18 protein-coding genes, 1 other RNA gene, 1 pseudogene and 1 riboswitch are annotated in these 22,688 nt (G+C 60.6%); of the genes and pseudogenes, 11 read left to right on the top strand and 9 right to left on the bottom strand.

The genetic code is table 11. The features are described from left to right. Positions 1-312 precede the first annotated feature (312 nt). Together rnpB and rsmI are read right to left on the bottom strand one after the other, a co-directional pair. Positions 313-666, bottom strand: an RNA gene (gene rnpB / locus GIV35_RS20230) — RNase P RNA component class A. A 96-nt stretch (positions 667-762) separates the two neighbouring features. Then, on the bottom strand, positions 763-1,668 hold the full coding sequence (rsmI, locus tag GIV35_RS20225; RefSeq protein ID WP_168220162.1) for a 16S rRNA (cytidine(1402)-2'-O)-methyltransferase: 906 nt from the start codon (positions 1,666-1,668) through the stop codon (positions 763-765). A gap of 176 nt (positions 1,669-1,844) precedes the next feature. Between rsmI and GIV35_RS20220 the strand changes: the two genes are divergently transcribed. The 4 genes from GIV35_RS20220 to GIV35_RS20205 all read left to right on the top strand — a co-directional run bounded on the left by GIV35_RS20220 (position 1,845) and on the right by GIV35_RS20205 (position 5,292). Continuing rightward, positions 1,845-3,656 (top strand): penicillin-binding protein activator, encoded by a 1,812-nt coding sequence (locus tag GIV35_RS20220; RefSeq protein ID WP_054919296.1) that lies wholly within the window; start codon positions 1,845-1,847, stop codon positions 3,654-3,656. After that, positions 3,656-4,027 carry a YraN family protein gene (locus GIV35_RS20215; RefSeq protein WP_073524108.1) on the top strand — a complete coding sequence of 124 codons (372 nt, stop codon included), beginning with the start codon at positions 3,656-3,658 and terminating at the stop codon, positions 4,025-4,027. Before GIV35_RS20220 ends, GIV35_RS20215 begins: the two co-directional genes overlap by 1 nt. A 93-nt stretch (positions 4,028-4,120) precedes the next feature. Further along, a complete protein-coding gene (locus GIV35_RS20210) occupies positions 4,121-4,714 on the top strand; it encodes a phosphoheptose isomerase (RefSeq protein ID WP_007904374.1) in 594 nt (197 codons plus the stop codon). Next, complete coding sequence (locus GIV35_RS20205; RefSeq protein ID WP_003188655.1) at positions 4,711-5,292, top strand: BON domain-containing protein; 582 nt, start codon at positions 4,711-4,713, stop codon at positions 5,290-5,292. The genes GIV35_RS20210 and GIV35_RS20205 overlap by 4 nt, the downstream gene beginning before the upstream one ends. A gap of 70 nt (positions 5,293-5,362) precedes the next feature. Here GIV35_RS20205 and GIV35_RS20200 read toward each other — a convergent pair whose 3' ends face one another. Then, the gene (locus GIV35_RS20200; protein ID WP_019816951.1) at positions 5,363-6,133 is read right to left on the bottom strand and encodes an OmpA family lipoprotein; all 771 of its coding nucleotides are present in this window, start codon (positions 6,131-6,133) and stop codon (positions 5,363-5,365) included. A gap of 177 nt (positions 6,134-6,310) precedes the next feature. Next, positions 6,311-6,955: pseudogene (locus GIV35_RS20195) on the bottom strand (MBL fold metallo-hydrolase). A 155-nt stretch (positions 6,956-7,110) separates the two neighbouring features. On the opposite strand from GIV35_RS20195, the gene GIV35_RS20190 reads away from it, so the two are divergent. From GIV35_RS20190 to GIV35_RS20175, 4 genes are read left to right on the top strand one after another with little or no spacing between them, the layout of a single operon-like run. Beyond that, the gene (locus tag GIV35_RS20190; RefSeq protein WP_186607364.1) at positions 7,111-7,701 is read left to right on the top strand and encodes a paraquat-inducible protein A; all 591 of its coding nucleotides are present in this window, start codon (positions 7,111-7,113) and stop codon (positions 7,699-7,701) included. Beyond that, entirely contained in the window at positions 7,698-8,342 is a 645-nt protein-coding gene (locus GIV35_RS20185; RefSeq protein ID WP_014716963.1) for a paraquat-inducible protein A, read from the top strand. Before GIV35_RS20190 ends, GIV35_RS20185 begins: the two co-directional genes overlap by 4 nt. Continuing rightward, a complete protein-coding gene (locus GIV35_RS20180; protein WP_073524099.1) occupies positions 8,323-9,972 on the top strand; it encodes a PqiB family protein in 1,650 nt (549 codons plus the stop codon). The genes GIV35_RS20185 and GIV35_RS20180 overlap by 20 nt, the downstream gene beginning before the upstream one ends. A 14-nt stretch (positions 9,973-9,986) precedes the next feature. Continuing rightward, a complete protein-coding gene (locus tag GIV35_RS20175) occupies positions 9,987-10,544 on the top strand; it encodes a PqiC family protein (RefSeq protein ID WP_223023139.1) in 558 nt (185 codons plus the stop codon). Between the two features lie 9 nt (positions 10,545-10,553). Here the strand turns inward: GIV35_RS20175 and GIV35_RS20170 are convergent, their stop codons facing one another. The 5 genes from GIV35_RS20170 to GIV35_RS20150 form a co-directional block, all read right to left on the bottom strand. Then, a complete protein-coding gene (locus GIV35_RS20170; protein WP_223023138.1) occupies positions 10,554-13,283 on the bottom strand; it encodes a LuxR C-terminal-related transcriptional regulator in 2,730 nt (909 codons plus the stop codon). A 244-nt stretch (positions 13,284-13,527) separates the two neighbouring features. Next, entirely contained in the window at positions 13,528-14,892 is a 1,365-nt protein-coding gene (locus tag GIV35_RS20165; RefSeq protein ID WP_223023137.1) for a DUF1329 domain-containing protein, read from the bottom strand. A gap of 42 nt (positions 14,893-14,934) precedes the next feature. Continuing rightward, entirely contained in the window at positions 14,935-16,794 is a 1,860-nt protein-coding gene (locus GIV35_RS20160; protein WP_003188640.1) for a DUF1302 domain-containing protein, read from the bottom strand. Between the two features lie 333 nt (positions 16,795-17,127). After that, positions 17,128-18,810: a fatty acid--CoA ligase gene (locus tag GIV35_RS20155; protein WP_089041368.1), complete on the bottom strand. Its 1,683-nt coding sequence runs from the start codon at positions 18,808-18,810 to the stop codon at positions 17,128-17,130. 183 nt (positions 18,811-18,993) lie between these two features. After that, positions 18,994-19,626, bottom strand: coding sequence for a LysE family translocator (locus GIV35_RS20150; RefSeq protein ID WP_014716957.1), 633 nt, complete (start codon positions 19,624-19,626; stop codon positions 18,994-18,996). Positions 19,627-19,710: 84 nt separating this feature from the next. Between GIV35_RS20150 and GIV35_RS20145 the strand changes: the two genes are divergently transcribed. From GIV35_RS20145 to GIV35_RS20135, 3 genes are all read left to right on the top strand, one after another. Further along, positions 19,711-20,676: a 2-hydroxyacid dehydrogenase gene (locus GIV35_RS20145; protein ID WP_197901435.1), complete on the top strand. Its 966-nt coding sequence runs from the start codon at positions 19,711-19,713 to the stop codon at positions 20,674-20,676. Between the two features lie 30 nt (positions 20,677-20,706). Further along, positions 20,707-21,705, top strand: coding sequence for a class I SAM-dependent methyltransferase (locus GIV35_RS20140; RefSeq protein ID WP_034126326.1), 999 nt, complete (start codon positions 20,707-20,709; stop codon positions 21,703-21,705). Positions 21,706-21,755: 50 nt separating this feature from the next. Further along, a riboswitch (yybP-ykoY riboswitch) is annotated at positions 21,756-21,876 on the top strand. 87 nt (positions 21,877-21,963) lie between these two features. Next, the gene (locus GIV35_RS20135) at positions 21,964-22,548 is read left to right on the top strand and encodes a TMEM165/GDT1 family protein (protein WP_014716954.1); all 585 of its coding nucleotides are present in this window, start codon (positions 21,964-21,966) and stop codon (positions 22,546-22,548) included. The last annotated feature ends 140 nt before the right edge of the window (positions 22,549-22,688 follow it).

Raw genomic sequence — 22,688 nt, 5'->3', positions numbered from 1 at the left:
CACTTTGTGCCACTTTCCGCCACTTGCGCACACTATAGGAATGCGCCCACCACACCGTCAAGGCGCGTATTCAAGGAAAAGCCTTACAGAACGGAGATTTAGGAGTGCAAAAGGAGGAGAAACGAGAGTTTGGCGATGCTTTTGACTCAACAATGGCAAATAGCTCAGAGAGCTAGAGGCTAAAGTTAAAGTAATTTATTAAGAGTAAGATTTTTTTGGTATTACGAAGATGCATCTGCCAATGATTTGGCAGGGAGGGATTCTTGCGTTACTACCGGGTTTGCGCACGAGATTCGAACGCAAGGAAAAAAGGTGGAGAGTCGATCTGTAAGCCGGGTTCTGTCTTGAACAGTCATTCGTCTACGATGGCCATCACTGGACATCTTTAGCAACCTACCCGGTCCCAGCGCGGGCCACGCCTTGGGACCCTATTTGGTCTTGCTCCAAGTGGGGTTTACCTAGCCACGAACTGTTGCCAGTCGTGCGGTGCGCTCTTACCGCACCTTTTCACCCTTACCGGCACCGAAGTGCTTAGGCGGTTATTTTCTGTGGCACTTTCCGTAGGCTCACGCCTCCCAGGCATTACCTGGCACTTCGCCCTATGGAGCCCGGACTTTCCTCCCCCCCCTAATTTTCATAGAGGGCAGCGACTGTCCAATCGACTCTCCGCCGCGCAGGTTAACGGCACGGCGGCTTGAGGACAAGTATTAAAAGTGCAGCATTGCCATCACGTTCAGACGAAATGCAGATTTGCCCCTGGAACTATTCGACCTTCTGCTTATCGAGTGCGACCTGATACAACACATTCTTGCGCACGCCGGTAATTTCCGCTGCCAGGGCGGCGGCGCGCTTGAGTGGCATTTCCTTGAGCAACAAATCGAGGACGCGCATCGCCTCGCTGCCCACCGCATCTTCATTCTCCGGCGCGGTCCAGCCTGCGACCAGCACCACGCATTCGCCACGTTGCTGATTGCTGTCGCCCTCGACAAACGCTCGCAGCTCCTCCAGCGGCAACCCCTTGAGGGTTTCGAAGGTCTTGGTCAACTCTCGAGCCAGCAAGGCCAGGCGCTCACCGCCGAACACCAGCTCCATGTCTTGCAGGCATTCAAGGATGCGATGCGGAGCCTCATAGAAGATCAAGGTGCGCGGTTCTTCTTTAAGTGCCTGCAGACGCGCCCGACGCCCTACAGCCTTGGCGGGCAGGAAGCCTTCGAAGATAAAGCGGTCCGAGGGCAACCCGGCGGCCGATAATGCAGCAATCAGCGCGCAAGCTCCGGGAACAGGCACTACATTGATACCAGCGGCACGGGCCTGGCGGACCAGGTGGTAACCAGGATCGGAAATCAGGGGCGTGCCCGCGTCGGAAATCAGCGCGACGTCATCACCCGCCAAAAGACGTGTGATAAAGCGGCTACCCTCTTCACGTTCGTTGTGTTCGTGGCAGGCCGCTAATGGCGTGCTGATACCAAAATGCTGCATCAACCGCTGGGAGTGCCGAGTGTCTTCTGCCGCGATCAATTTCACCTCGCGCAACACTTTCAGCGCCCGGGCACTGATGTCGTCCAGGTTGCCAATGGGCGTCGCCACCACAAAAAGCGAGCCAGCAGTGGAATTCAAAGGACCTGGAGCAGTCAAAGCGCACACCTCGATGATTGGCAAAAGCCACATTGTAGCGCGTAGACGCCTTGAAAATATGCCATCACGGCCGATGCCGTTTCAGCCACCATTAGCTAAACACAACATTTGCACGACCTAAATCCACGGTTTAACGCCATGAACATCGCGCCTGGGCCAGTGCTTGGGTACACTTCCACGCTAATTTGATCGGTATCAGGAACACTTACATGATCGCTTGCCTGCGGCTGCTCTCCGCCCTCTGCCTCGCTGCCTTGCTGGCTGCTTGCGCCAGTTCGCCCTCCTCCAGTCTTGGCGAACTGCCACGCACGCCCGACGCCAGTATCGAGCAACTGCTCGAACAGGCGACGAACGCCAAGACGCCAGAAAAAGCCGCGTTGCTGCGCCTGAGCGCGGCAGACCTGGCTTACCAGCAGAACAACCCCGGCCGCTCCTCGCAGATCCTTGCGCAAGTGCCCCTGGACGCCCTGAAGCCAGCCGCGCAGGTATTTGCCAGCACCCTGGCCGCAGAACTGGCCATGGGGCGCAACCAGCCCAAGGCGGCCTTGGCAGCGCTGAACCACCCCAGCCTGCAAAGCCTGAAGGAGTTGCCGACCGACCAGCAGATCCGCACCGGTACCGTACATGCACGTGCCTATGAAGCCGATGGCCAGACCCTGGCCGCCGCTCGCGAGCGGGTGTCCATGGCGCCCCTACTGACGGGTGAGGCTGCCAACAGCAACCACGAGGCCATCTGGGTATTGATTGCCGCGTTGCCAGCCGAACAGCTGCAAGCCACTGGCAACCCGACACTCGATGGCTGGATCACCCTGGCCCAGGCGGTCAAGGGCGCCGGTACGCTGGAGCAACAACAAGCCGCCATCGACACCTGGCGCGCACAGAACCCGGGCCACCCAGCGGCTGTGCAACTGCCAGCGCCGCTGACCAAACTCAAGGAACTGGCCAGCCAGCCCCTGAACAAGATCGCCCTGCTGCTACCGCAGGAAGGCCCGCTGGCGGCTGTGGGCAAAGCGCTGCGCGAAGGCTTCATGGCGGCTCACTACCAGGCTGAACAAGCCGGGCAGAAGCCACCGGTCATCGAGTTCTATGACAGCTCGCGCCTGGGCTCCCTCGACGACTTCTACGCCAAGGCCCAGGCCGCCGGCGTGCAACTGGTCGTCGGCCCGCTGGAAAAACCGCTGGTCAAGCAACTCAGCGCACGCCCGCAGCTGCCGATCACCACCCTCGCCCTGAACTACAGCGAGACCGATCAAGGCCCGGCGCAGTTGTTCCAGTTCGGCCTGGCCGCTGAAGACGAAGCCCGCGAAGTGTCGCGCCGTGCACGTGCCGACGGCCTGCACCGCGCCGCCGCCATGGTGCCCCGTGGCGAATGGGGCGAGCGCGTCTACAAAGCGTTCCGCCAGGATTGGGAAGCCAATGGCGGCACTGTCATGGGCGTTGAATATGTCGATCAGCCTGTTGCCCTGGCCCAGCAGATCGCCGATCTGTTCCAACTGCGCAAGAGCGAAGGCCGCGCCAAGAGCCTGCAAAGCACAGTAGGCACCGACGTAGCCGCCCAGCCTTCGCGTCGCCAGGACATCGAGTTCATCTTCCTGGCTGTCACGCCACAACTGGCCCAGCAGATCAAGCCGACCCTGAACTTCCAATACGCCGGCGATGTGCCGGTGTACGCAACCTCCCACGTGTTCAGTGCCAGCGGTGACCGTAACCAGTACCTGGACATGACCAACGTGATGTTCTGCGAAACCCCTTGGTTGCTTAACACCACCGACCCACTGCGCAACCAGGTTGCGGCGCAATGGCCGCAAGCCAATGGCAGCCTGGGCCGCCTCTACGCAATGGGCGTCGATGCCTACCGCCTGGCACCACGCCTGGGCCAGCTCAAGGCACTGCCTGACACCCGTGTCGACGGCCTCTCGGGCAACCTGGGCATCAGCGCCAACCAGCGCGTGGACCGCCAGATGCCTTGGGCGAAGTTCGTCGGCGGCGAAATACAGCGCCTGCCCGATACCCCACGCTGATGCCCCAGCGGTCCAGCGCACAAAGCGGCAAGGATGCCGAACTGCATGCGCTCGATTACCTGCAACAACAGGGTCTGCGCCTTCTGGCGCAGAACTGGTTATGTAAACGCGGCGAGCTTGATCTGGTCATGCTTGACGGCGATACAGTAGTATTCGTCGAAGTCCGCTACAGAAAACACGCACAATGGGGTGGCGCGCTCGCCAGTATCGACGAGCGCAAGCGTCAAAAGCTGATACTCGCTGCGCAGTTTTTCCTGCAAAAAGAGCATCGCTGGGCTGACCGCCCCTGCCGTTTCGATGTGGTTGCAATGGAAAGCACCCCGTCAGGCACAGCTGATCTGACCTGGCTTAAAAATGCCTTCGACAGCTGATTCGCCGGGCACCCTCACCACTCACTTTTGCTCTTTGCATTGCGGGCTGCACATTACCTGTGCCAAACAGCCGCGCTACTTAAGGTCACACAGATGGACATGCAATCCCGAATTCGCCAGCTTTTCCAGGCCAGCATCGACACCAAGCAACAGGCGATGGACGTACTTGCACCGCACATCGAGCAAGCCAGTCAGGTCATGGTCAATGCCTTGCTCAACGAAGGCAAAATGCTTTCGTGCGGCAACGGTGGTTCGGCCGGCGATGCCCAGCATTTTTCATCCGAGCTGCTCAACCGTTTTGAACGCGAGCGCCCGAGCCTGCCGGCCATTGCGTTGACCACCGACTCGTCGACGATCACTTCGATCGCCAACGACTACAGCTACAACGAAATCTTCTCCAAGCAGATCCGCGCCCTAGGCCAGCCGGGCGATGTATTGCTGGCGATTTCCACCAGCGGTAACTCGGCGAATATTATTCAAGCGATCCAGGCCGCACATGATCGCGAAATGATTGTCGTAGCCTTGACCGGTCGCGACGGCGGCGGCATGGCTTCGCTGCTGCTGCCAGAGGACGTGGAGATTCGCGTCCCGGCCAATGTCACTGCACGTATCCAAGAAGTTCATCTGCTGGCGATCCACTGCCTGTGCGATCTGATCGACAGCCAACTGTTCGGGAGTGAAGAATGACCGTTAATCGCCTCAGTCTTTTGGCCATTACGCTGTGCGTCGCCATCAGCGGCTGCAGCTCGGCTATCACCGCTACACGGGACACCCCTATTCAGGACGACCGGGGCACACGCACCTTCGGCAGCACCATTGATGATTCGCTGATCGAAACCAAGGTCAAGGTCAACGTCGCCAAGGCTGCTACCGACCTGGGCAACGGTGCCTCGCGCATCGTGGTGACCAGCTTCAACGGCGTGGTCCTGCTGGCAGGCCAAACACCCCGCGCCGATCTCAAGGCCCAGGCCGAGCAAGCCGCTGCCGGCGTGCAACGCGTCAAGAAGGTCCACAACGAACTACAAGTCATGGACCCGATCACTCTGCTGGCCATCAGCAACGATGCCTTGCTGACCACCAAGATCAAGGCCCAGATGCTGACCGACAGTGCAGTGCCAGGCTCGCGAATCAAGATCGTCACCGATAACGGCATCGTCTACATGATGGGCCTGCTGACCCAGGCAGAAGCCACCCGCGCCGCCAACCTGGTGCAAGGCGTGTCGGGCGTACAGAAGATCGTCAAGGTATTCGAATACATCGACTGATGTAGATCGATCGGCCACAAAAAAGGGCGCCGTGCATTGACTGCACGGCGCCCTTTTTAGTGCCCAGGGTTTACTGGTATTGCTGGTACGGATTGCCCTGGAACTGGTTGTTCTGCTGTGGCGCCTGCTGCTGGCCAGGCTGGCCGTATTGCTGGCCAGGGATCGGGCCGAGGTTGACTTCGACGCGACGGTTCTGCGCACGGCCATTCACGTCGGCGTTGCTGGCAATCGGGTTATCCGGACCGGCACCGCGTGCGCTCAGGTTGGCACCATTGACGCCTTGGGAGGTCAGGTAGTTGGCCACGCTCTGCGCACGGCGCTGGGACAGGTCCATATTCAGTTGGCGGCTACCGGTGCTGTCGGTGTAGCCAACGATCTGGATGGTGTTCTGGTTGAACTGCTTGAGGGAGTTGGCCAGGTTGTTCAGCGGCTGGTAGAAGCTGCTGGAGATCGCGTCCGAGTTGGTGGCGAAGGTAATGTTGCCCGGCATGATCAGCTTGATCTGGTCACCCTGGCGCTGCACCTCAACCCCGGTGTTCGCCATGCTTTCACGCAGTTTTTTCTCTTGCTGGTCGGCGTAGTAGCCATAGCCCGCCGCACCGGCACCCGCAACGACTGCGCCAATCAGCGCGCCCTTGCCACGGTTGTTATGGTCGATGGCCGCACCGGCCAATGCACCAGCCAGTGCACCGAGGCCGCCGTACTTGGCGGTTTTGCTCATGCCGCTTTCGGAACCATTGCTGGCCTGTCCCTGGCTGCCGTCATAAGGGTTAGGTGAAGCGCAGCCAGACAACAGGGCTACGGCGGTAGCGACAACAAGCAGACGACGCGGAGTGAACATGAAGGAAGCTCCTACTTTTGCATTCTGTGATGCAGAGGACATTGGCAATGGACCTGTGCCGAGTTTGGAACGCGACAAACGGCAAAAATTCCGTGGAGGGTGCGTAAAGCATAGCTGTGTTTGGCTCGGGCCTGTGTCTGTGTGTCTGTACCGCTTTGTATCAGAGCCGACAACCCATCACGCACGCACGAAAGGATTCTCCCGCATCTCATCGCCCAGCAACGTATCCGGCCCATGCCCAGTGACCACCGTCGCGCCCTCGTCCAGCGTATACAAGCGCTGCTTGATCGACCGCACGATCGTCGCCTAGTCGCCGCCCCATAAGTCCGTGCGCCCTGCGCCGCGACGAAACAAGGTATCGCCGGCGATCAACAGCTTGGCGTCGGCGAACCAGAAACTCATCGAGCCCGGCGTATGCCCTGGGGTGTGCAAGGCTACGCCACAGCCGCAGGCCAGTTCTTCGTCATGCTCCAGCCAGCGATCCGGCGACGGCACCGGGACGTAGGGCACGCGAAACATCTGGCATTGCATTTCCAGGTTGTCCCATAGAAATTGATCATCTTTGTGCAAATGCAGCGTGGCGCCGGTCTTTTCTTTCAATTGGCCGGAGGCGAGGAAATGATCGAGGTGAGCATGGGTGTGGATAATGCTCACCACCTTCAGGCCCAGCGCATCAAGGCGCGCCAGGATCAACTCGTGATTGCCACCGGGGTCGACTACGATGGCTTTTTTAGTGATCGGGTCGCCAATGATGGTGCAGTTGCACTGCAACGGGCCGACGGGAAAGGTTTCGCGAATCAACAGTTGTTTTTCAATAGTCATGGGTGTCCTGCAAGCTCTCTGGCGCGTTCCAAGTGCAGTATGGTGTAGCTTGGCCCTGCTCTGGAAGGAGTCGATTACGCGACCCATCCGCTGCTAAGCTACGCAAGCGCCATTGAAATCCCCTGCTGCAGTCAGTCGCATTTGGAGCAACACCCATGGCGAATCAACAGATCATCTGCGAACACTGCGACTGCGTGTACGAGAAAGTCACGCTCGCCAAACATCAAAAAGCCCTGTGCGTACGTTGCTCGGGCGTGCTGCAGCGCTATAACGGCCTGTCGGTGCAGCAACGCCTCGCCTTGACGGTGACCGCCGCAGTGCTGTGGACCTTTGCCAACTTTTATCCGGTGATGAGCATCAGCCTGCAGGGCTTGAAAAACAGCGCGACGCTCTGGGATTCAGTCGTTGCATTGAGCCTGGGGCCGATCACGTTCATTGCCTTGGTCGCGGCGATTTCCATCATTATCGCGCCGGTGTTTCAGTTGCTGTTGCTGATCTGGGTGCTGAGTTTCGCCTTGGCCGGCAGGCGCTCGCCGGCGTTCAAGCTGTGCATGCGCTGGCTCGAAGCACTCCGGCCCTGGAGCATGCTGGAGGTGTGCCTGCTGGGCGCGATGGTCGCGGTGTTCAAGCTGGCCGGCATGCTGGATGTGATCCCTGGCACCGGCCTGTTCGCCTTGGCCGCCCTGAGCCTGTTGCTGATCCGCATTGCCGGGCGCGATGTGCGCGACCTGTGGGACACCCTATGAATTCACCGCCCACCGCCCGCGAGCTGAACCTGTGCCTGTGCCACACCTGCGGCCAGCCCTGCGACATGCGCCTTGAGCCCACCGAGTGCGATCGCTGTGGCGCCGCGCTGCATCGGCGCAAGGTGCAGTCCCTGACCCGTACCTGGGCCTACATGCTCACCGCCCTCGCGTTTTATGTCCCGGCCAACTTACTGCCGGTGATGAACACCACCATGCTCGGCTCGGGCGCAGACAGCACCATCATGAGCGGCGTGCTGGAGTTCTGGCAGCATGGCGCCTGGGACATTGCGCTGATCATTTTCATCGCCAGCATTGCCGTGCCGGGCATCAAGTTCCTGTCGCTGGGGCTGCTGCTGGTCACCGTGCAGCGCAATAGCCAGTGGGCGCGCAAGGAGCGTTCAAAGCTGTTTCGGTTTATCGAACTGATCGGCTACTGGTCGATGCTTGACGTCATCGTGGTCGCCCTGGTGGCCGCGCTGGTGAAGTTTCAAGCCCTGGGCACGATCGAACCGCGCCTGGGCATTCTGTTTTTTGGCCTGGTGGTCGTGTTTACGATGCTGGCAGCCATGAGTTTTGATCCCCGGCTAATCTGGGAAAATCCACATAACGAGGAGACCTCGGATGAGCTCATCCAAGGCTGACACCCCTGCGGGGCAACCCGTGATCAAGACGCGTCGTTTCAGCGTTTCGCTGGTCTGGATCGTGCCGATTGTCGCCGTGCTGGTGGGGATCTCGCTGGTGATTCACAGCGTCATGCAACAAGGGCCGACCATCGTCCTCAACTTCAAGACCGGCAGCGGGCTGGTTGCCAACAAAACCGAGGTCAAATACCGCAACGTGGTGATCGGCCAGGTAACCGCCGTGGCCCTGAGCGATGACCAGAAAAGCGTCAATGCCACCGTCGAGCTGGTCAAACAGGCCGAAAGTTTCACCCGCGAAGATTCAAAATTCTGGGTGGTGCGCCCGCGCATCGGCGCAGGCGGCGTGTCGGGCATCGACACGTTGTTGTCCGGCGACTACATCGGCGCAGACATCGGCCAGTCCGAGACTCGCGCCAAACACTTCACCGGCTTGGAAAACCCGCCGCCCATCACTTACGGCGAACCGGGCAAGCGCTTCACGCTGCACACCCAGGCCCTGGGCTCGCTGGACATCGGCTCCCCCGTCTATTACCGCAAGATTCCGGTGGGCCAGGTAGTGGCCTATGAGCTGGACAACGAGGGCAAGGGCGTGAATGTCGAAATCTTCGTGCACGCGCCCAATGATGTGTACATCACTGAGAACACGCGTTTCTGGAATGCCAGCGGCGTCGACTTGAGCGTCGGTGCCAATGGCTTCGCGCTGAAAACCGAATCCTTGTCCTCCATGCTGATGGGCGGGATCGCCTTCCAGGCGCCGCCCTACAACCCCAATGACAAACCGGCCGAAGAAAGTCGCAGCTTTGAATTGTTCGAAGACCAGCAAAGCGCCCTCGCCCCGCCCAACGGCAGGGGGCAATACATGGTCCTGCGCTTCGATCAGGCCCTGCGCGGGCTGAAAGTCGACGCACCGGTGGAGTTCCTCGGCGTCGAGTTCGGCAGGGTTGTATCGATCAACCTGGATTTCGATGCGAAAAAGCGCACCTTTCCGGTCAATGTCGGCATCGTGATCTACCCGCAACTGCTCGGCGAGGCCCACACCAAGTTGCTCAAGGCCATGAACAATAACCCTGACGATGAGGCAGCCGGCGTACGCCTGATCGGCACCTTCATCGAAAACGGCCTGCGCGCCCAGGCTCGCAGCGGTAACTTGCTGACCGGCCAGCTCTACATCGCCCTGGACTTCTACCCCAAGGCCGAGAAAGTCGCGTTCGACCCGAACCAGCGTCCGGTGGGCATCCCCACCATCCCGGGCAACCTGGAACAGCTGCAAGAGAAGTTCGAAGGCATCGTCAACAAGATCAGCCAACTGCCTGTCGAGCGTATTGCCGGCAACCTCGACGCCAGCCTGGTCGAACTGCGCAAAGGCCTGGCGCAATTCAACGCCAAGACGCTGCCGGGTGTGCAGACGACCTTGGCCGACGTGAGCAAGACCCTGCAATCGGCCAGTTCAACCCTGGCAGAAGACTCGCCGCAGCGTGAACAACTGACCCAGACCCTCGACGAGTTGGGACGCATGTCGCGCTCCCTGCGCGAGCTTTCGGATTACCTGGGCCGGCATCCGGAGTCGCTGATTCGCGGCCGCCCCGATAACGCCGCACCGACGGACCTGCAAGGGCCACCCCGCAAATGACCATTGGAGCCGCCATGACATTGCCGTTGAAGATCACGTTACTGAGCGCCCTGCTGCTGCTCGGTGCCTGTCGCAGTGAACCCATCGCTTTTCATACACTGACCCCAGCGCACTTGAGCCCGAGTACGCGTGCAGAGGCCGGCGGTGTACGCATTGAGAGCATCAGCGTGCCGCCTCAGGTCGACCGTGCGCAGATCGTGATTCGCCAGGGCGACAGCGGCCTGGCGATTCTTGAAACCCAATGGTGGGCCGCCACCCTCGCAGATGAACTGAGGAGCGCCTTGGTGGATCAATTGGCCAACAGCAATGCCCGGCAAGCCGTAGCTTTACGCGTAGACGTGCAGCGGTTTGACTCGGTAACGGGGCAGTACGCATTGCTCGATGTGCGCTGGCGCCTGAGGCAAGTCAATGGCGATCGCCCGGCCTTGACCTGCCGCACCACCTTGCAATCACCTGCCGGGCCGAGCATCGACGAGTTGGTGGTGGCGCATCAGAACAACCTCAAGCGTTTCGCCGCGCTGATCAATCAGACCGTCGACACCTCACTCAAAGGTTGCCCGACCACGCCATAAACCCAGGGCTCAGGCCAGCAAGCCCATGGCCTTGGCCCGCGCCACCGCCTGGGTACGACGCTCCACGCCGAGCTTGCTGTTGATATGGCTGGCGTGGGTCTTCACCGTGTGCAGGGAGATGAACAGCTGGTTGCTGATTTCCTGATTTGAACAGCCTTGGGCAATCAGTTGCAGCACCGCCAGCTCTCGGGTGCTGAGGGTTTCCTGTTGAGGTGTGGCTTCAACTGCGCTGGCTTGGGGCAGCAACGCCAGCAAGCTCTGGTTGAGCAGCCCATGGGAGTCCTTGCTCAACTGATCGCGTATCCACTGCGGGTAACCCTCCAACAACCGTTGAAACGGCTGCAACGCACCGCCCGAACCGGCTTCCAGGGCACGGGCGAATACCGGCCGGGCCTTGGCTTCCTGGCCATTGTCCAGAAGTAACTGCACCTGCTGAACCAGCGCCATCAGGGCAATCATCTGGCGCCCACTGTCATGGGCCTGTTGGGCCAATGCTTCCAGGCGTTGCAGCGCGCTGTCGGGTTGATGGCGGGTGGCATCGAGTGCGGCTTGTTGCAGCTCGATATGTTGCGGCAGGTGCGGATGAAACTCGGGGGCGGCCGCGGCGTGCTCGCCGTTGTAGGTCTGCCCCAGGCGGGCCAGCCAGGCGTCGGCCAGGTCAGTGCGCCCCTGGGCCAGCCACAACTCGCATTTGATCAGGGTGATCATCGCCAGGTAATAGATCGGCGGCACATCCCAGATGTGCATCAAGCGTTCGGCCTCGGCCAGTTCGGCAAAGGCATTGGCAAACTCCCCACGCCGCCCTTCGAAGCTGGCGATGACGCAGTGCCCGATCAGCACGCTGATGTCGCGGCAGGCACGGGCCTCGGCCAGGCCGGCGCGCAAACGCGCAAGGCCGGCTTCGGGCTGGTAACGCACCAGCAGCAGGTAACCTTCGTACAGCGACAGCCGTGCGCGCACGGCATACAGGCGCTGGGGCGCCAGCCCATGCAGGCGCTCAAGGCCCTGGCGGACTTCATCCAGGGAACGCAGGATCTCCCCCCGCGCCTGCAGCACCCGCGCCCGATCGTAATGGGCCAAGGCTTCAAACAGGGGGTTACCGACGCGCTGCGCCAGCTCCAACGATTCGCGGTTCAGGCCACGGGCGCGCCACAGGTCGGCATCGACGATCGCCAGGTTGGACAGGGTCGAGAGGCACATCAGGCGCTGGCCGTAACGCTTTTGCGGCAGGCTTTCCAACGCTTCGTTGCAATAGCGCTGGGTCAGCTCACGGTCCCCGCGCCCACGGGCGATGATCCCGCTCAACGCCAACCACTGAGCCAGCATGGATTTTTGCGCGGTGGCCGATGGCGCCGGCAGGAAACGGCTGAGGTAGCTGGACAGCTCCTGCGCTGCATCCAATTGGCATGCGAGCCCCAGCGCCCAGCTGTACAGCACGATCAAACGCGGCGTACTGATCAGCAGGCTGTCGGGCAAATCCATCTTCCAACGCAATAGCATGCCCACGTTCTGCTCTGCCAGCAGTTGCTCTTCGGACAGGTTCTGCACCAGGTTCGCCGCCACATCCAGATGCCCGGCCCGCAGCGCCTGCTCCACCGCCTCGTCGATCAAGCCCTGGGCGTTAAACCAGCGACAGGCGCGCAAGTGCAAACTGGCCGGCGGCAAGGTGGCGCTTTTCTCGCGGCGGGTGCGCAGCAGGTCGGAGAACAAGTGGTGGTAGCGGTACCAATGGCCTTGCTCATCCAAAGGCACCAGGAACACTTGATGAGCCTGCAGATAACGCAGGATTTCTGCGCTGTCATGGGCCTCGCGGACGGCGTCGCATAGTTCGCTGCAAAAGCGCTCCTGAGGTGCGGTGTCGTACAGGAACGCTTGCACTTCTGCGGGAAGGCAGTCGATGACCTCTTCGAGCAGGTAATCGCGAATCAGCCCCTCGCCACCGTGCAGGCTTTGCGGCAAGGCGCTCTCACTGCCGGCTTCGGAGGCCGCCAACAGCCAGAAACGCAGGCCGGCGACCCAGCCCTCGCTACGGCGGATCAGGTTTTCCAACGCCTCGCCGCGCAATGCATTGCCGTGTCCATCCAGCACCGCCAGGGACTCGTCATGGGTCAGGCGCAGGTCTTGCTCATGCAGTTCCAACAGGTGCCGCGACAGGCGCAGGCGTGCCAGGTGCCAGTCCGGACGCTGCCGGCTGGTAACCAGCACCACCAGGCCATCAGGCAAATGATTGAGAAAAAACTGCAGGCAGCGATCCAGCACCGGACCCTGGGCCAGGTGATAGTCATCCAGCACCAGCAATAACGGCGAGCGTGCAGACAGGTGCACTGCCAGCTCGTCGAGCAGGCCATCGAGCCATTCTTCGAAGGCAAAGGGTTGGTGACGCTGGCGCATTTTCAGCAACCCCAGGGATTGGGCGCCGAGTTGCGGGAAATACTGTTGCAAGCCGTCGAGCAGCCGTTCCAGGAAACGGCCGGGGTCGCTGTCCCGAGGGCTCAGGCCCAACCACAGGCTTTGCCACTGGGCAGGCAAGCCCTGGCAGAACTCCACCGCCAACGAACTCTTGCCAAACCCCGCGGGCGCGCTGACCAGCAACAGTCGCCCATCAAGGCCCGCATTCAGCCGTTCGCACAGGCGCGGGCGCAGCACGTAGCCGTCAGGCAGCGGGGGCCGGTAGAAGCGGCCTTCCAGGGTCGGCATCACCACACTGGCAGGCCCATGGGTTCGGGACAGATCAGTCATCGCCGGGCTCTTGTAGAAGGCTGTTGTCGGCATTGCAGATGTCCGCAGACTAGCGGTAAAAGCGGCGGGATTGTAGATCTTTGCAACAAATGGCTGAAAAAGAACTGCGACAAGAAATATCCCTTCCAGCCGCCAAGCAAGAAGTAGGAGCGAGCTTGCTCGCGAAGCACTCAAAAAAAACGCGCCCATCCAGGATGGGCGCGTTCTCGTTGGCGACCTTCGCGAGCAAGCTCGCTCCTACAGGTTAGCGAACGCCGTCCTGACGCAGGGCCGCTGGGGTGAAGTCGCTGGTGCTGGCGGTGAAGCCGAAGTCATAGGCCTGCTTCTCTTCGTTCTTCATGCCCAGGGCCAGGTAGCGGCCGGACTGCAGGTCATAGAGGGTTTCCAGGGCGTACCACGGCACTTGCTTGTCGTAGTAGTTCTCGGCATGGGCTTCGGCAACGCGCCACAGTTGGCCGCGACCGTCGTAGTGGTCGATCACCGCTGCTTGCCAGGTGTCTTCGTCGATGTAGAAGTCACGCTTGGCGTAGATGTGGCGCTGGCCTTCCTTCAAGGTGGCAACCACGTGCCAGACCCGGCGCAGCTCGTAGCGAGCCAGGTCCTGGTTGATGTGGCCAGCCTTGATGATGTCGGCGTACTTGAGCTTGGGATCGTCGACCTTGTAGCTGTTGGAGGCGATGTACATCTCTTTCTTGCCTTCCAGCTTCCAGTCGTAGCGGTCCGGCGCACCGTTGTACATGTCGAGGTTGTCGGAGGTACGCAGGCCATCGGCGGCAGTACCCGGCCCGTCATAGGACACTTGCGGCGCCCGACGCACACGGCGCTGCCCGGCATTGTAGACCCAGGCCGAACGCGGCTCTTTGACCTGGTCGAGGGTTTCGTGCACCAGCAGTACACCACCGGCCAGGCGCGCTGGCGCAGTCACTTGCTGCTTGAAGTAGAACAGCACGTTGCCTGGGTTTTTCGGATCGAAGTCCTTCATCTTGTCGCGGAACACGAACTGGTCGCGGAAGTACACCAGGCTGTAGGAACCGTTGGTTTGCGGGGTGGCCTGGGTGACCAGGCGGGTCACGCTGCCGCCGCGATAACGGGTGATGTGGTTCCAGATAACCTCGACGCCGCTCTTGGGAATCGGGAACGGAATCGCGGTTTCGAAGTTTTCCAGGCCGTTGCCGCCGGACACCAGGTTGGTGGTGGTGGCGTTTTTCTTGATCGAGGCAAACACCTCGGGCGGCACGGTGGCGCCGCGATGGGTCGGGTACACCGGCATCTTGAAGCTGTCCGGGTAACGCTTGAACATCGCGTATTGCCCGGGGGCCAGCTTGTCTTTGTACTGCTCGACGTTCTGCGCGGTGATGATGAACTGCGGTTGCTCGCTGGCATACGGGTTGGCGAGGAAACCACGGGCGTCCACCGCGCCGGCATTGGTCGGCAATGGCGACCATTTTGGAATGGTGCCGGCCGCGTTACCGGCCATCTCGGCGCCCATTGGGGTCAGAGTCGTGCCGAGCTTGGCGGCTTCATCTGCCGAGACTGCCGCCATGACGTTACTCGCCAGGATCGACAGCCCAAGCACACCCACGTGCAACAGACTTTTTGTTATTTTCATGCTCTGGTCTTCCTGAATACATGCCACTTGAAAAGAGTGTGCTTAGAAGTTGGCGCCGAAGCTCAAAGCGACAAAGTCGCGGTCATCCACGGTGCTGAACTTGCCACCAAAGAAGTTGGTGTACGCCAGGCTCGCGGTGTAGGTGTTCTGGTATTCGGCATCCAGGCCCAGGCTGACCGCCTTGCGACCTTCTTCAAAGTTGCCGCCAGGGCCTGGCGAGTAACCTTTGACGTCATGGGACCAGGCTACGTTGGGCTTGAGGTTCACGCCCGCGAACACGTCCGGGTATTCCCAGATGGCACGGGCGCGGTAGCCCCAGGACGTTGCGGTGGTATAGCCGTCGTTATTGCAATTGGTGTTCAGGCCAGCAGCGTTGGGCAAGCCGGCGCCGTTGGCGGTGGAGTTGTTGAGGGCGTTGCAGAACCCACCTGGCAGCGTGCCTGGGCCGAACACCGGATCGCGGCCGTAACGAGCCTGGGATTTGCTTTCCAGGCCACCCACGTGCGTCACGCCGATTTCACCGACGGTGGTGAGGCGGCTGGCGCCCATGACCTGGTCGAAGAAGTGCGTGAAAGTGGTCTGGAACTGGGTGACTTCCTTGCGGTTGTAGCCGTGCAGGTCCTGGCCCGGCGTGCCCTTGAGCACGGACGCATTGCCAAAGCCGGGGATCGGCGTGACGCCCGCGAACAGAATGTCAGTGGTGCTCAACTGCACCGGCGCATTCGGACGGTAGCTCAACTCACCGCTCCAGGCGGTGCCGGTAGGCAAGGTGGTGGAGAAGCTCAGGCCATAGAGGCGAATATCTTCCGGGTACTCGACGAAGTAGTTCGAGCTACCCGCCACGATCAACGGCCGCAAGGCCCCCAGTGGCCCCAGCGGACGCGTGTAGGCCGCCGATGGCGCGCCCTGCGCACTGAAGATCGGCGCGCGGCTGTGGTAGTTCATGAAGTAGGCGCCAAATTCGGTATCCAGCGGTTCGAAGTTGTAGCGCATAGCCACGCCGAACTGGCCGCTGTCGCGTGCATCACGGTCCGGACCACGACGCACCAGTACGCCTTCGCTGTTCACGTCCACACCCAAGGCACCCAGCGTCGGCAGGGCGGCAGCAGGAATGGTGGAACGCTTGTTCAGTACCCGCAGGTTGTTGCTGCAACCATCGGAGATCACGTCCGGCTGCGAGAAGAACGTGCCGCAGTTATCGGTCACGGTCTGGTCCCACTCCAGTTGGTAAAACGCCTCGGCCGACAGGTTGTCGGTGAGCGACTGGGACACGTAGAACATGTTCACCGGGATCAAGCCTTCCTTGATCTCGGCCCCCGGACGACGAAACGCCGACACGTCGATCGGGTTGATGGAGTTGATGCCGCCGCCGATGAAGGTACTTTCGCCCCAGCTCACAACCTGCTTACCAAAACGCACGGAACCCGGCGCATCGGCAATCGAGTAGTTGTGGTAGACGAATGCATCGAGAATCTGCCCGCCCGAAGACTTGGCGCCTTCCTTGCGGTTGTTGTCGCTGATGTCCTTGAACGGACGGCTTTCGTCCTTGAGTTCGAAGTCGTACCAGTACTTGCCCCGCACAAACACACCGGTGTCGCCGTACTTCAGTTCCAGGTCGTGGATGCCCTTGAAGATCTTCGAGAACGTTTCGCCGCGCTTGAAGTTCAGGTGGCCGTCATCGGAGGTCTGAGACAGGCCCTTGCCGCCGTTGTTGGCACCGATCAGGTCACGATTGGGCTTGGCCGTGGACCAGCTCGCCCCCACGGAAAGCGACGAGTCAAAGCTCCCTTCGATTTCACCAATGTTGAAACTGACGCCGAATGCCGGCCCGGCGAGCGTAGAAGCGAGGCTGACGGCCAGGGGCAGTCTTGCCCGGCGCCAGAACTGGTTTACTGAGGTCATCGACGCTACTCCATGTGCATATTTTATTGTTATGGCAGTGAGCCCTTTCTTCAGATGTAACGGCCGGGATACAACGATTCCAATGCCGCATCGCCACCGAGCCTCCATGGCTCGAAGCGCAACATCCGCGAAAAACTCTGAAAGGGACTATAGCCAGAGGGGGGGGAGTGCTTGATCCCTCTAAAGTGTGATTTGCATCACCAACCTGTCTGCCACAACCCTTTCGCCACGCCGACGAAGGTCGACGCGGGAAGGATGGCTGAAATTCGGCAAATCACAAGTAAAGGCTTGATATAGAGCATTACCGCGCCCGAACGGGCGCGGCGAGAGGGTTTAGAGCGTGGACAGGAACGTGCTGTTGTTGGCCTGCCATTCGATGATGTCGACACGGATACGTTTCTTGTCGAGCTTGCCGACACTGGTCTTGGGAATTTCAGTAACAACGGCGATCTGGCTCGGAATCGCCCACTTGCTCAGATGGCCCAGCTCGACAAAAGGCTTGAGGTGTTCCTTGAGCTCTCGCGCATCGATCACATGCCCTTCACGCACCACCAACAAGGCGAAGGGGCGCTCGCCCCATTGCGGATCGGCAATGCCTACCACCGCCACTTCCCGTACGGCGGGGTGACGGCTGACCAGGTCTTCGAGGGCCAGGGAGGAGATCCATTCGCCGCCGGTCTTGATCACATCCTTGATGCGATCACGGATATCAATCACGCCAAAGGCATCCAGCGTAGCCACATCACCGGTGTGCAACCAGCCACCGGCCCACAGCTCGGCGCCCTTGTGCGGCTCGTTGTAGTAACCCTCGGTCAGCCACGGCGCGCGCAGCACCAGTTCGCCCTGGGTTTCGCCATCGGCGGGCAGGAAACGACCGTCGGTGTCCATGATTGCCGCCTCGACCAACGGGCCCGGCACACCGGCCTTGATGCGGTAGGTGGTGCGCTCATCTTCGCTGCCAGCCATCAACTCATCATTGAGGTGAGCGCAGGATACCAGCGGCCCGGTCTCGGACATGCCGTACGCGGCGGTCAGTTGAATGCCTCGGGCCTTGGCGGCTTCGTACAGCGAACGGTTCAGGGCGCTGCCGCCGATGACGATTTTCCAACCGCCGAAATCCACGTTCTGCGCAGCCTTGGCGTTGAGCACCATTTGCAGAATGGTCGGCACACAGTGGGAGAACGTCACCTTCTCCTTGCGCCACAGTTCCACCAGGTATTCCGGGTCGTAGCGGCCGGGGTACACCTGTTTCAGCCCGAGCATGGTCGCCACATACGGCAAGCCCCAGGCGTGTACGTGGAACATCGGGGTGATCGGCATATATACATCGTTGGTGCCCAGCAGCCGCACGCTGTCGACGCTGCCCATGATGGTCGCCACGCCGATGGTGTGCAGCACCAGTTGCCGATGGGTGAAATACACACCCTTGGGGTTACCGGTGGTGCCAGTGGTGTAGAAGGTGGTGGCGACCGAGTTTTCGTCGAAGTCCTCGAAGTCATAGGTGGGGCTGGCGGCGGCCAGCAGGGTTTCATACTCACCCACCAGGTTGGGTAGCTCGGCGGTGTGGGTGTCACCATCGGTAATCAACAAGGTCTTGTCGACGGTGGTGAGCTGCCCGGCAATCGCCTGGTAGAGCCCCACGAACTCACTGTTGACCAGCACAAAGCGGTCTTCGGCGTGGTTCATGGTGTACAGAATCTGTTCTGGCGACAGGCGCACGTTGATGGTGTGAATCACCGCGCCGATCATCGGGATGGCGAACATACACTCCAGGTAACGGTGGCTGTCCCAGTCCATCACCGCCACCGTGTCACCGGCCTTGACCCCGGCTTCGGTCAGCACATTGGCCAGGCGAGCGACGCGCTCGATCAGCGTCGGGTAGCTGTAGCGCAGCTTGTCGCGATAGATAATTTCCCGGGTTTTCTCGTAGCGAGTCCCGGACATCAACAGGCGCTTGATCAACAGCGGGTATTGGTACGCACCTTCGGCGGGCGGGATAACACGGGTCTGCAACATAAGAATCCCTTTAATGACTGCACAGTCTTGGCTTGAAGACCTGCACTGTAGAGCGCTTATGTTTCAGCCAAATCAGCCAAAGGAATGATTTGCAGGGGCCAGCAAATGCTAGCGTTACGCCATTACCGAGGACCTAATGAAGCCCGCTCCCACATCTGGATTGTGCTCACTTGAGAAAAATGATTATTTCATGCTGGTAAAGGCCAGTTTCACCCCGATGGCAATCAACACCGCGCCCATGGTCCGATCAAACCAATGACCCATCTTTGCAAACCCGGCGCGCACGCGCTGCTGGCTGAACAACATGGCCACCAGGCAAAACCACAACGCAGTCGCCACCGCCAGGTACACCCCATAACCGGCCTGCACTGCCAGCGGCGTGTGCGGGTTGATCACTACGGTGAACAGCGACAGAAAGAACAGCGTGGCCTTGGGGTTCAAGCCATTGGTCACAAAACCTGCGGTAAACGCGCCGCGTGGGGTGCGCTCGCCCGCTTCACGGTGCAACTCGCCCTCGGCCGCAGGCTTGGCCGGCTGGGCGCGCAGGGCCTTGAAGCCAATGTAAAGCAGGTACGCCGCTGCGGCCCACTTCAACGCATTGAACAGCACAATGGACTGGGACACGATCAAGCCGATACCCAGCAACGAGTAACCCACATGCAGGAAAATCGCCGAACCGACGCCCAGTGCCGTCCATGTGCCGGCGCGGCGGCCATGGGTCACACTCTCACGCACCACCACGGCGAAATCCGGGCCGGGGCTGGCCACCGCCAGCAAGTGAATCAAGGCTACGGTCAAAAACTCGGCGACGTACATGCTCACTCCATTAAGTAACTGATTATTTCATCTGATAGGCTCGGCAGATTACGCCTTCGAACCTCGTCGCAAAAGGTACAGTTGATCATGAACAATCGCCGCGCCGTCTTCCTCGACCACCCTTCGCTGGACTTGGGCGACCTCGACCTCAGCGGTTTGCATGACTGCTTCAGCCAGTTGCAGTTGTTTGAACAGACCACGCCAGAAAATGTGCGGGAGCGCTTGCAGGGCGCCCAAGTCGCCATCAGCAACAAAATCCCGCTCACGGCGCAAACCCTGGCGGCCTGCCCCGAGCTCAAGCTGATCCTGGTGTCGGCCACCGGCACCAACAATATCGACCTTGAAGCGGCCCGCGCCCAGGGGATTACCGTGAGCAACTGCCAGGGTTACGGCACGCCGTCGGTGGCGCAACATACGATCATGCTGTTGCTCAACCTCGCCACGCGCTTGAAGGATTACCAACAGGATGTGGCCGCTGGCAAATGGCAGCATGCCAAACAGTTTTGCCTGCTGGACCATCCGATCGTCGAACTGGAAGGCAAAACCCTCGGCCTGCTCGGCCATGGTGAATTGGGCAGTGCCGTGGCACGCCTGGCCGAAGCGTTCGGCATGCGCGTGATGCTCGGCGCGATACCTGGGCGCCCTGCCCGCGCCGACCGTGTGCCGCTGGACGAACTGCTGACCCAGGTCGATGCGCTGACCCTGCATTGCCCACTCAATGAACACACCCGCGACTTTATCGGCGCCCGTGAACTGGCCTTGCTCAAGCCCGGCGCATTTGTGGTCAATACTGCGCGCGGTGGTTTGATCAATGAACAGGCCCTGGCCGACGCGCTGCGCAGTGGTCACCTTGGCGGCGCAGCGACTGACGTGCTGAGTGTCGAGCCGCCAGTCAATGGCAACCCGCTGCTGGCTGGAGACATTCCACGCTTGATCGTCACGCCCCACAACGCCTGGGGCAGTCGCGAAGCACGGCAGCGTATCGTCGGCCAGCTTACGGAAAACGCCCAGGGCTTTTTCAACGGCGCCCCGCTGCGCGTCGTCAGTTGATAAACTGCGCCCCTTTTCAAGGAGCAGACTATGGATCCGCGCAGTGAAGTACTGCTTCGCCAGGCCGAACTTTTTCAAGGCAACCTGCTGCTGGTAGGTTTGCCTGCCGACGATTTGCTTGGGCGCCTGCCCAATGCCCACGGCTGGTGCTGGCATGCCGGTGACCAGGCGGCGCTCGATGCGCGCTTCGCCGAACGCAGCCAGTTTGGCGTGACAGTGCCCGAGCGCGCCTTTGATGCGGCGGTGATTTTCCTGCCCAAGTCCAAAGACCTCACCGACTACCTGCTCAACGCCGTGGCCGCGCGCCTGCCTGGCGCCGAGCTGTTTCTGGTCGGCGAGAAAAAGGGGGGTATCGAAAGTGCCGCCAAGCAGATGGTTCCGTTCGGCAAACCGCGCAAGCTCGATAGCGCACGGCATTGCCAACTATGGCAGGTCACTGTCGCCAACGCGCCGCAAGCCGTGGAGCTTGAGAGCCTGGCGCAGGTCTTCGACGTACCCCTGGCAGAAGGCCCGCTGAAGGTGGTGAGCTTGCCAGGGGTGTTCAGCCATGGTCGCCTGGACCGCGGCACCGAGTTGTTGCTGGAGCACTTGGACAAGCTGCCCAGCGGCAACCTGCTCGATTTCGGTTGCGGCGCTGGCGTACTGGGGGCTGCGGTCAAACGCCGCTACCCGCATAACACCGTGACGATGCTGGATGTGGATGCCTTCGCCGCCGCCAGCAGCCGACTGACGCTGGCGGCGAACGGTCTGGAAGCCGACGTGTTGACCGGCGACGGAATCGACGCGGCACCCATGGGTTTGAACGCGATTTTGAGCAACCCGCCGTTCCATGTCGGCGTGCATACCGATTATTTTGCAACGGAGAACCTGCTGCGAAAAGCAGCGAAACACCTGGCAAAAGGTGGCGAACTTCGCCTGGTTGCCAATAGCTTCCTGAAGTACCAGCCACTCATCGAAGAGCATTTGGGCATCTGCGCAATCAAGGCCGAAGGCAATGGTTTTCGCATTTACCGCGCCAAGCGCCCCTGACGGACGTTTGAAAAAGAACGCTTGCCGAATGGATTTTGCCTAGGCAGAATCCGCAGCGTCCTAGGGGAGTAGTCTCCCACGAGCCCATGCTCGTCCGGCATACGTCAACATACTTGGTCAGCAGACCATGGCGTATGCGACCCAGGAGTCCGCACAGACGGACCGGGGTTTGACAAGACCTATGACACGCACACCTTACCCGGGGCGGGAAGGCTGTACGTGTCATAGCCGTGTCGACCCGCCCCTGGAAACTACCTGATGCTGGATTCACTACTCGTTCCTACCGCAATCGTTGCCTTGGCCGAAATCGGCGACAAGACGCAACTGCTCGCACTCATCCTTGCTGCTCGCTTTCGCAAGCCCTGGCCGATCATCGCCGGCATCGTCGCCGCGACCCTGGCCAACCATGCGGCGGCTGGTGCCGTGGGCGCCTGGTTCGGGAGTTTCTTCTCGGATGCGGTGCTGCACTGGATCCTCGCCGCGAGCTTCTGCGCCACGGCGCTGTGGACCCTGGTGCCAGACAAACTCGATGATGACGAAGCCAGTACCACCCGTAAGTTCGGGCCCTTCCTGACCACCTTGATTGCGTTCTTCCTCGCCGAAATCGGTGACAAGACCCAGATCGCCACGGTGATGCTGGCGGCGCAATACCCGGAACTGTGGCTGGTGATTATCGGTACCACCCTGGGCATGTTGATTGCCAACGTGCCGGTGGTGCTGGCGGGGAATTTTGCCGCGGAGAAACTGCCGCTGACCTTGATTCGTCGCTTGGCGGCTACGGCGTTCTTCGTGCTGGCGATTATTGCGGTGTACAAGGCCATGCAGAGCAGCGGCTGGCTGTAAACCGATCACTGCGTGTAATTAGATGGACTCGCCCAAGCCGAGGCGTCTATGCGCCACGGTGGCATTCTTATAGAAGCCAACGACAGCGAGGGCGAGCCCATGAAAAAGCATACGACGATCAATCAGTCTTTGTCAGCCGA

This window comes from Pseudomonas sp. PA-1-6B, from assembly GCF_021609545.1.
GTDB classification, from domain to species: domain Bacteria; phylum Pseudomonadota; class Gammaproteobacteria; order Pseudomonadales; family Pseudomonadaceae; genus Aquipseudomonas; species Aquipseudomonas fluorescens_BV.
The sequence above is the reverse complement of the archived record's forward strand: the minus strand, read 5'-3'. Positions and strand labels throughout refer to the sequence as shown.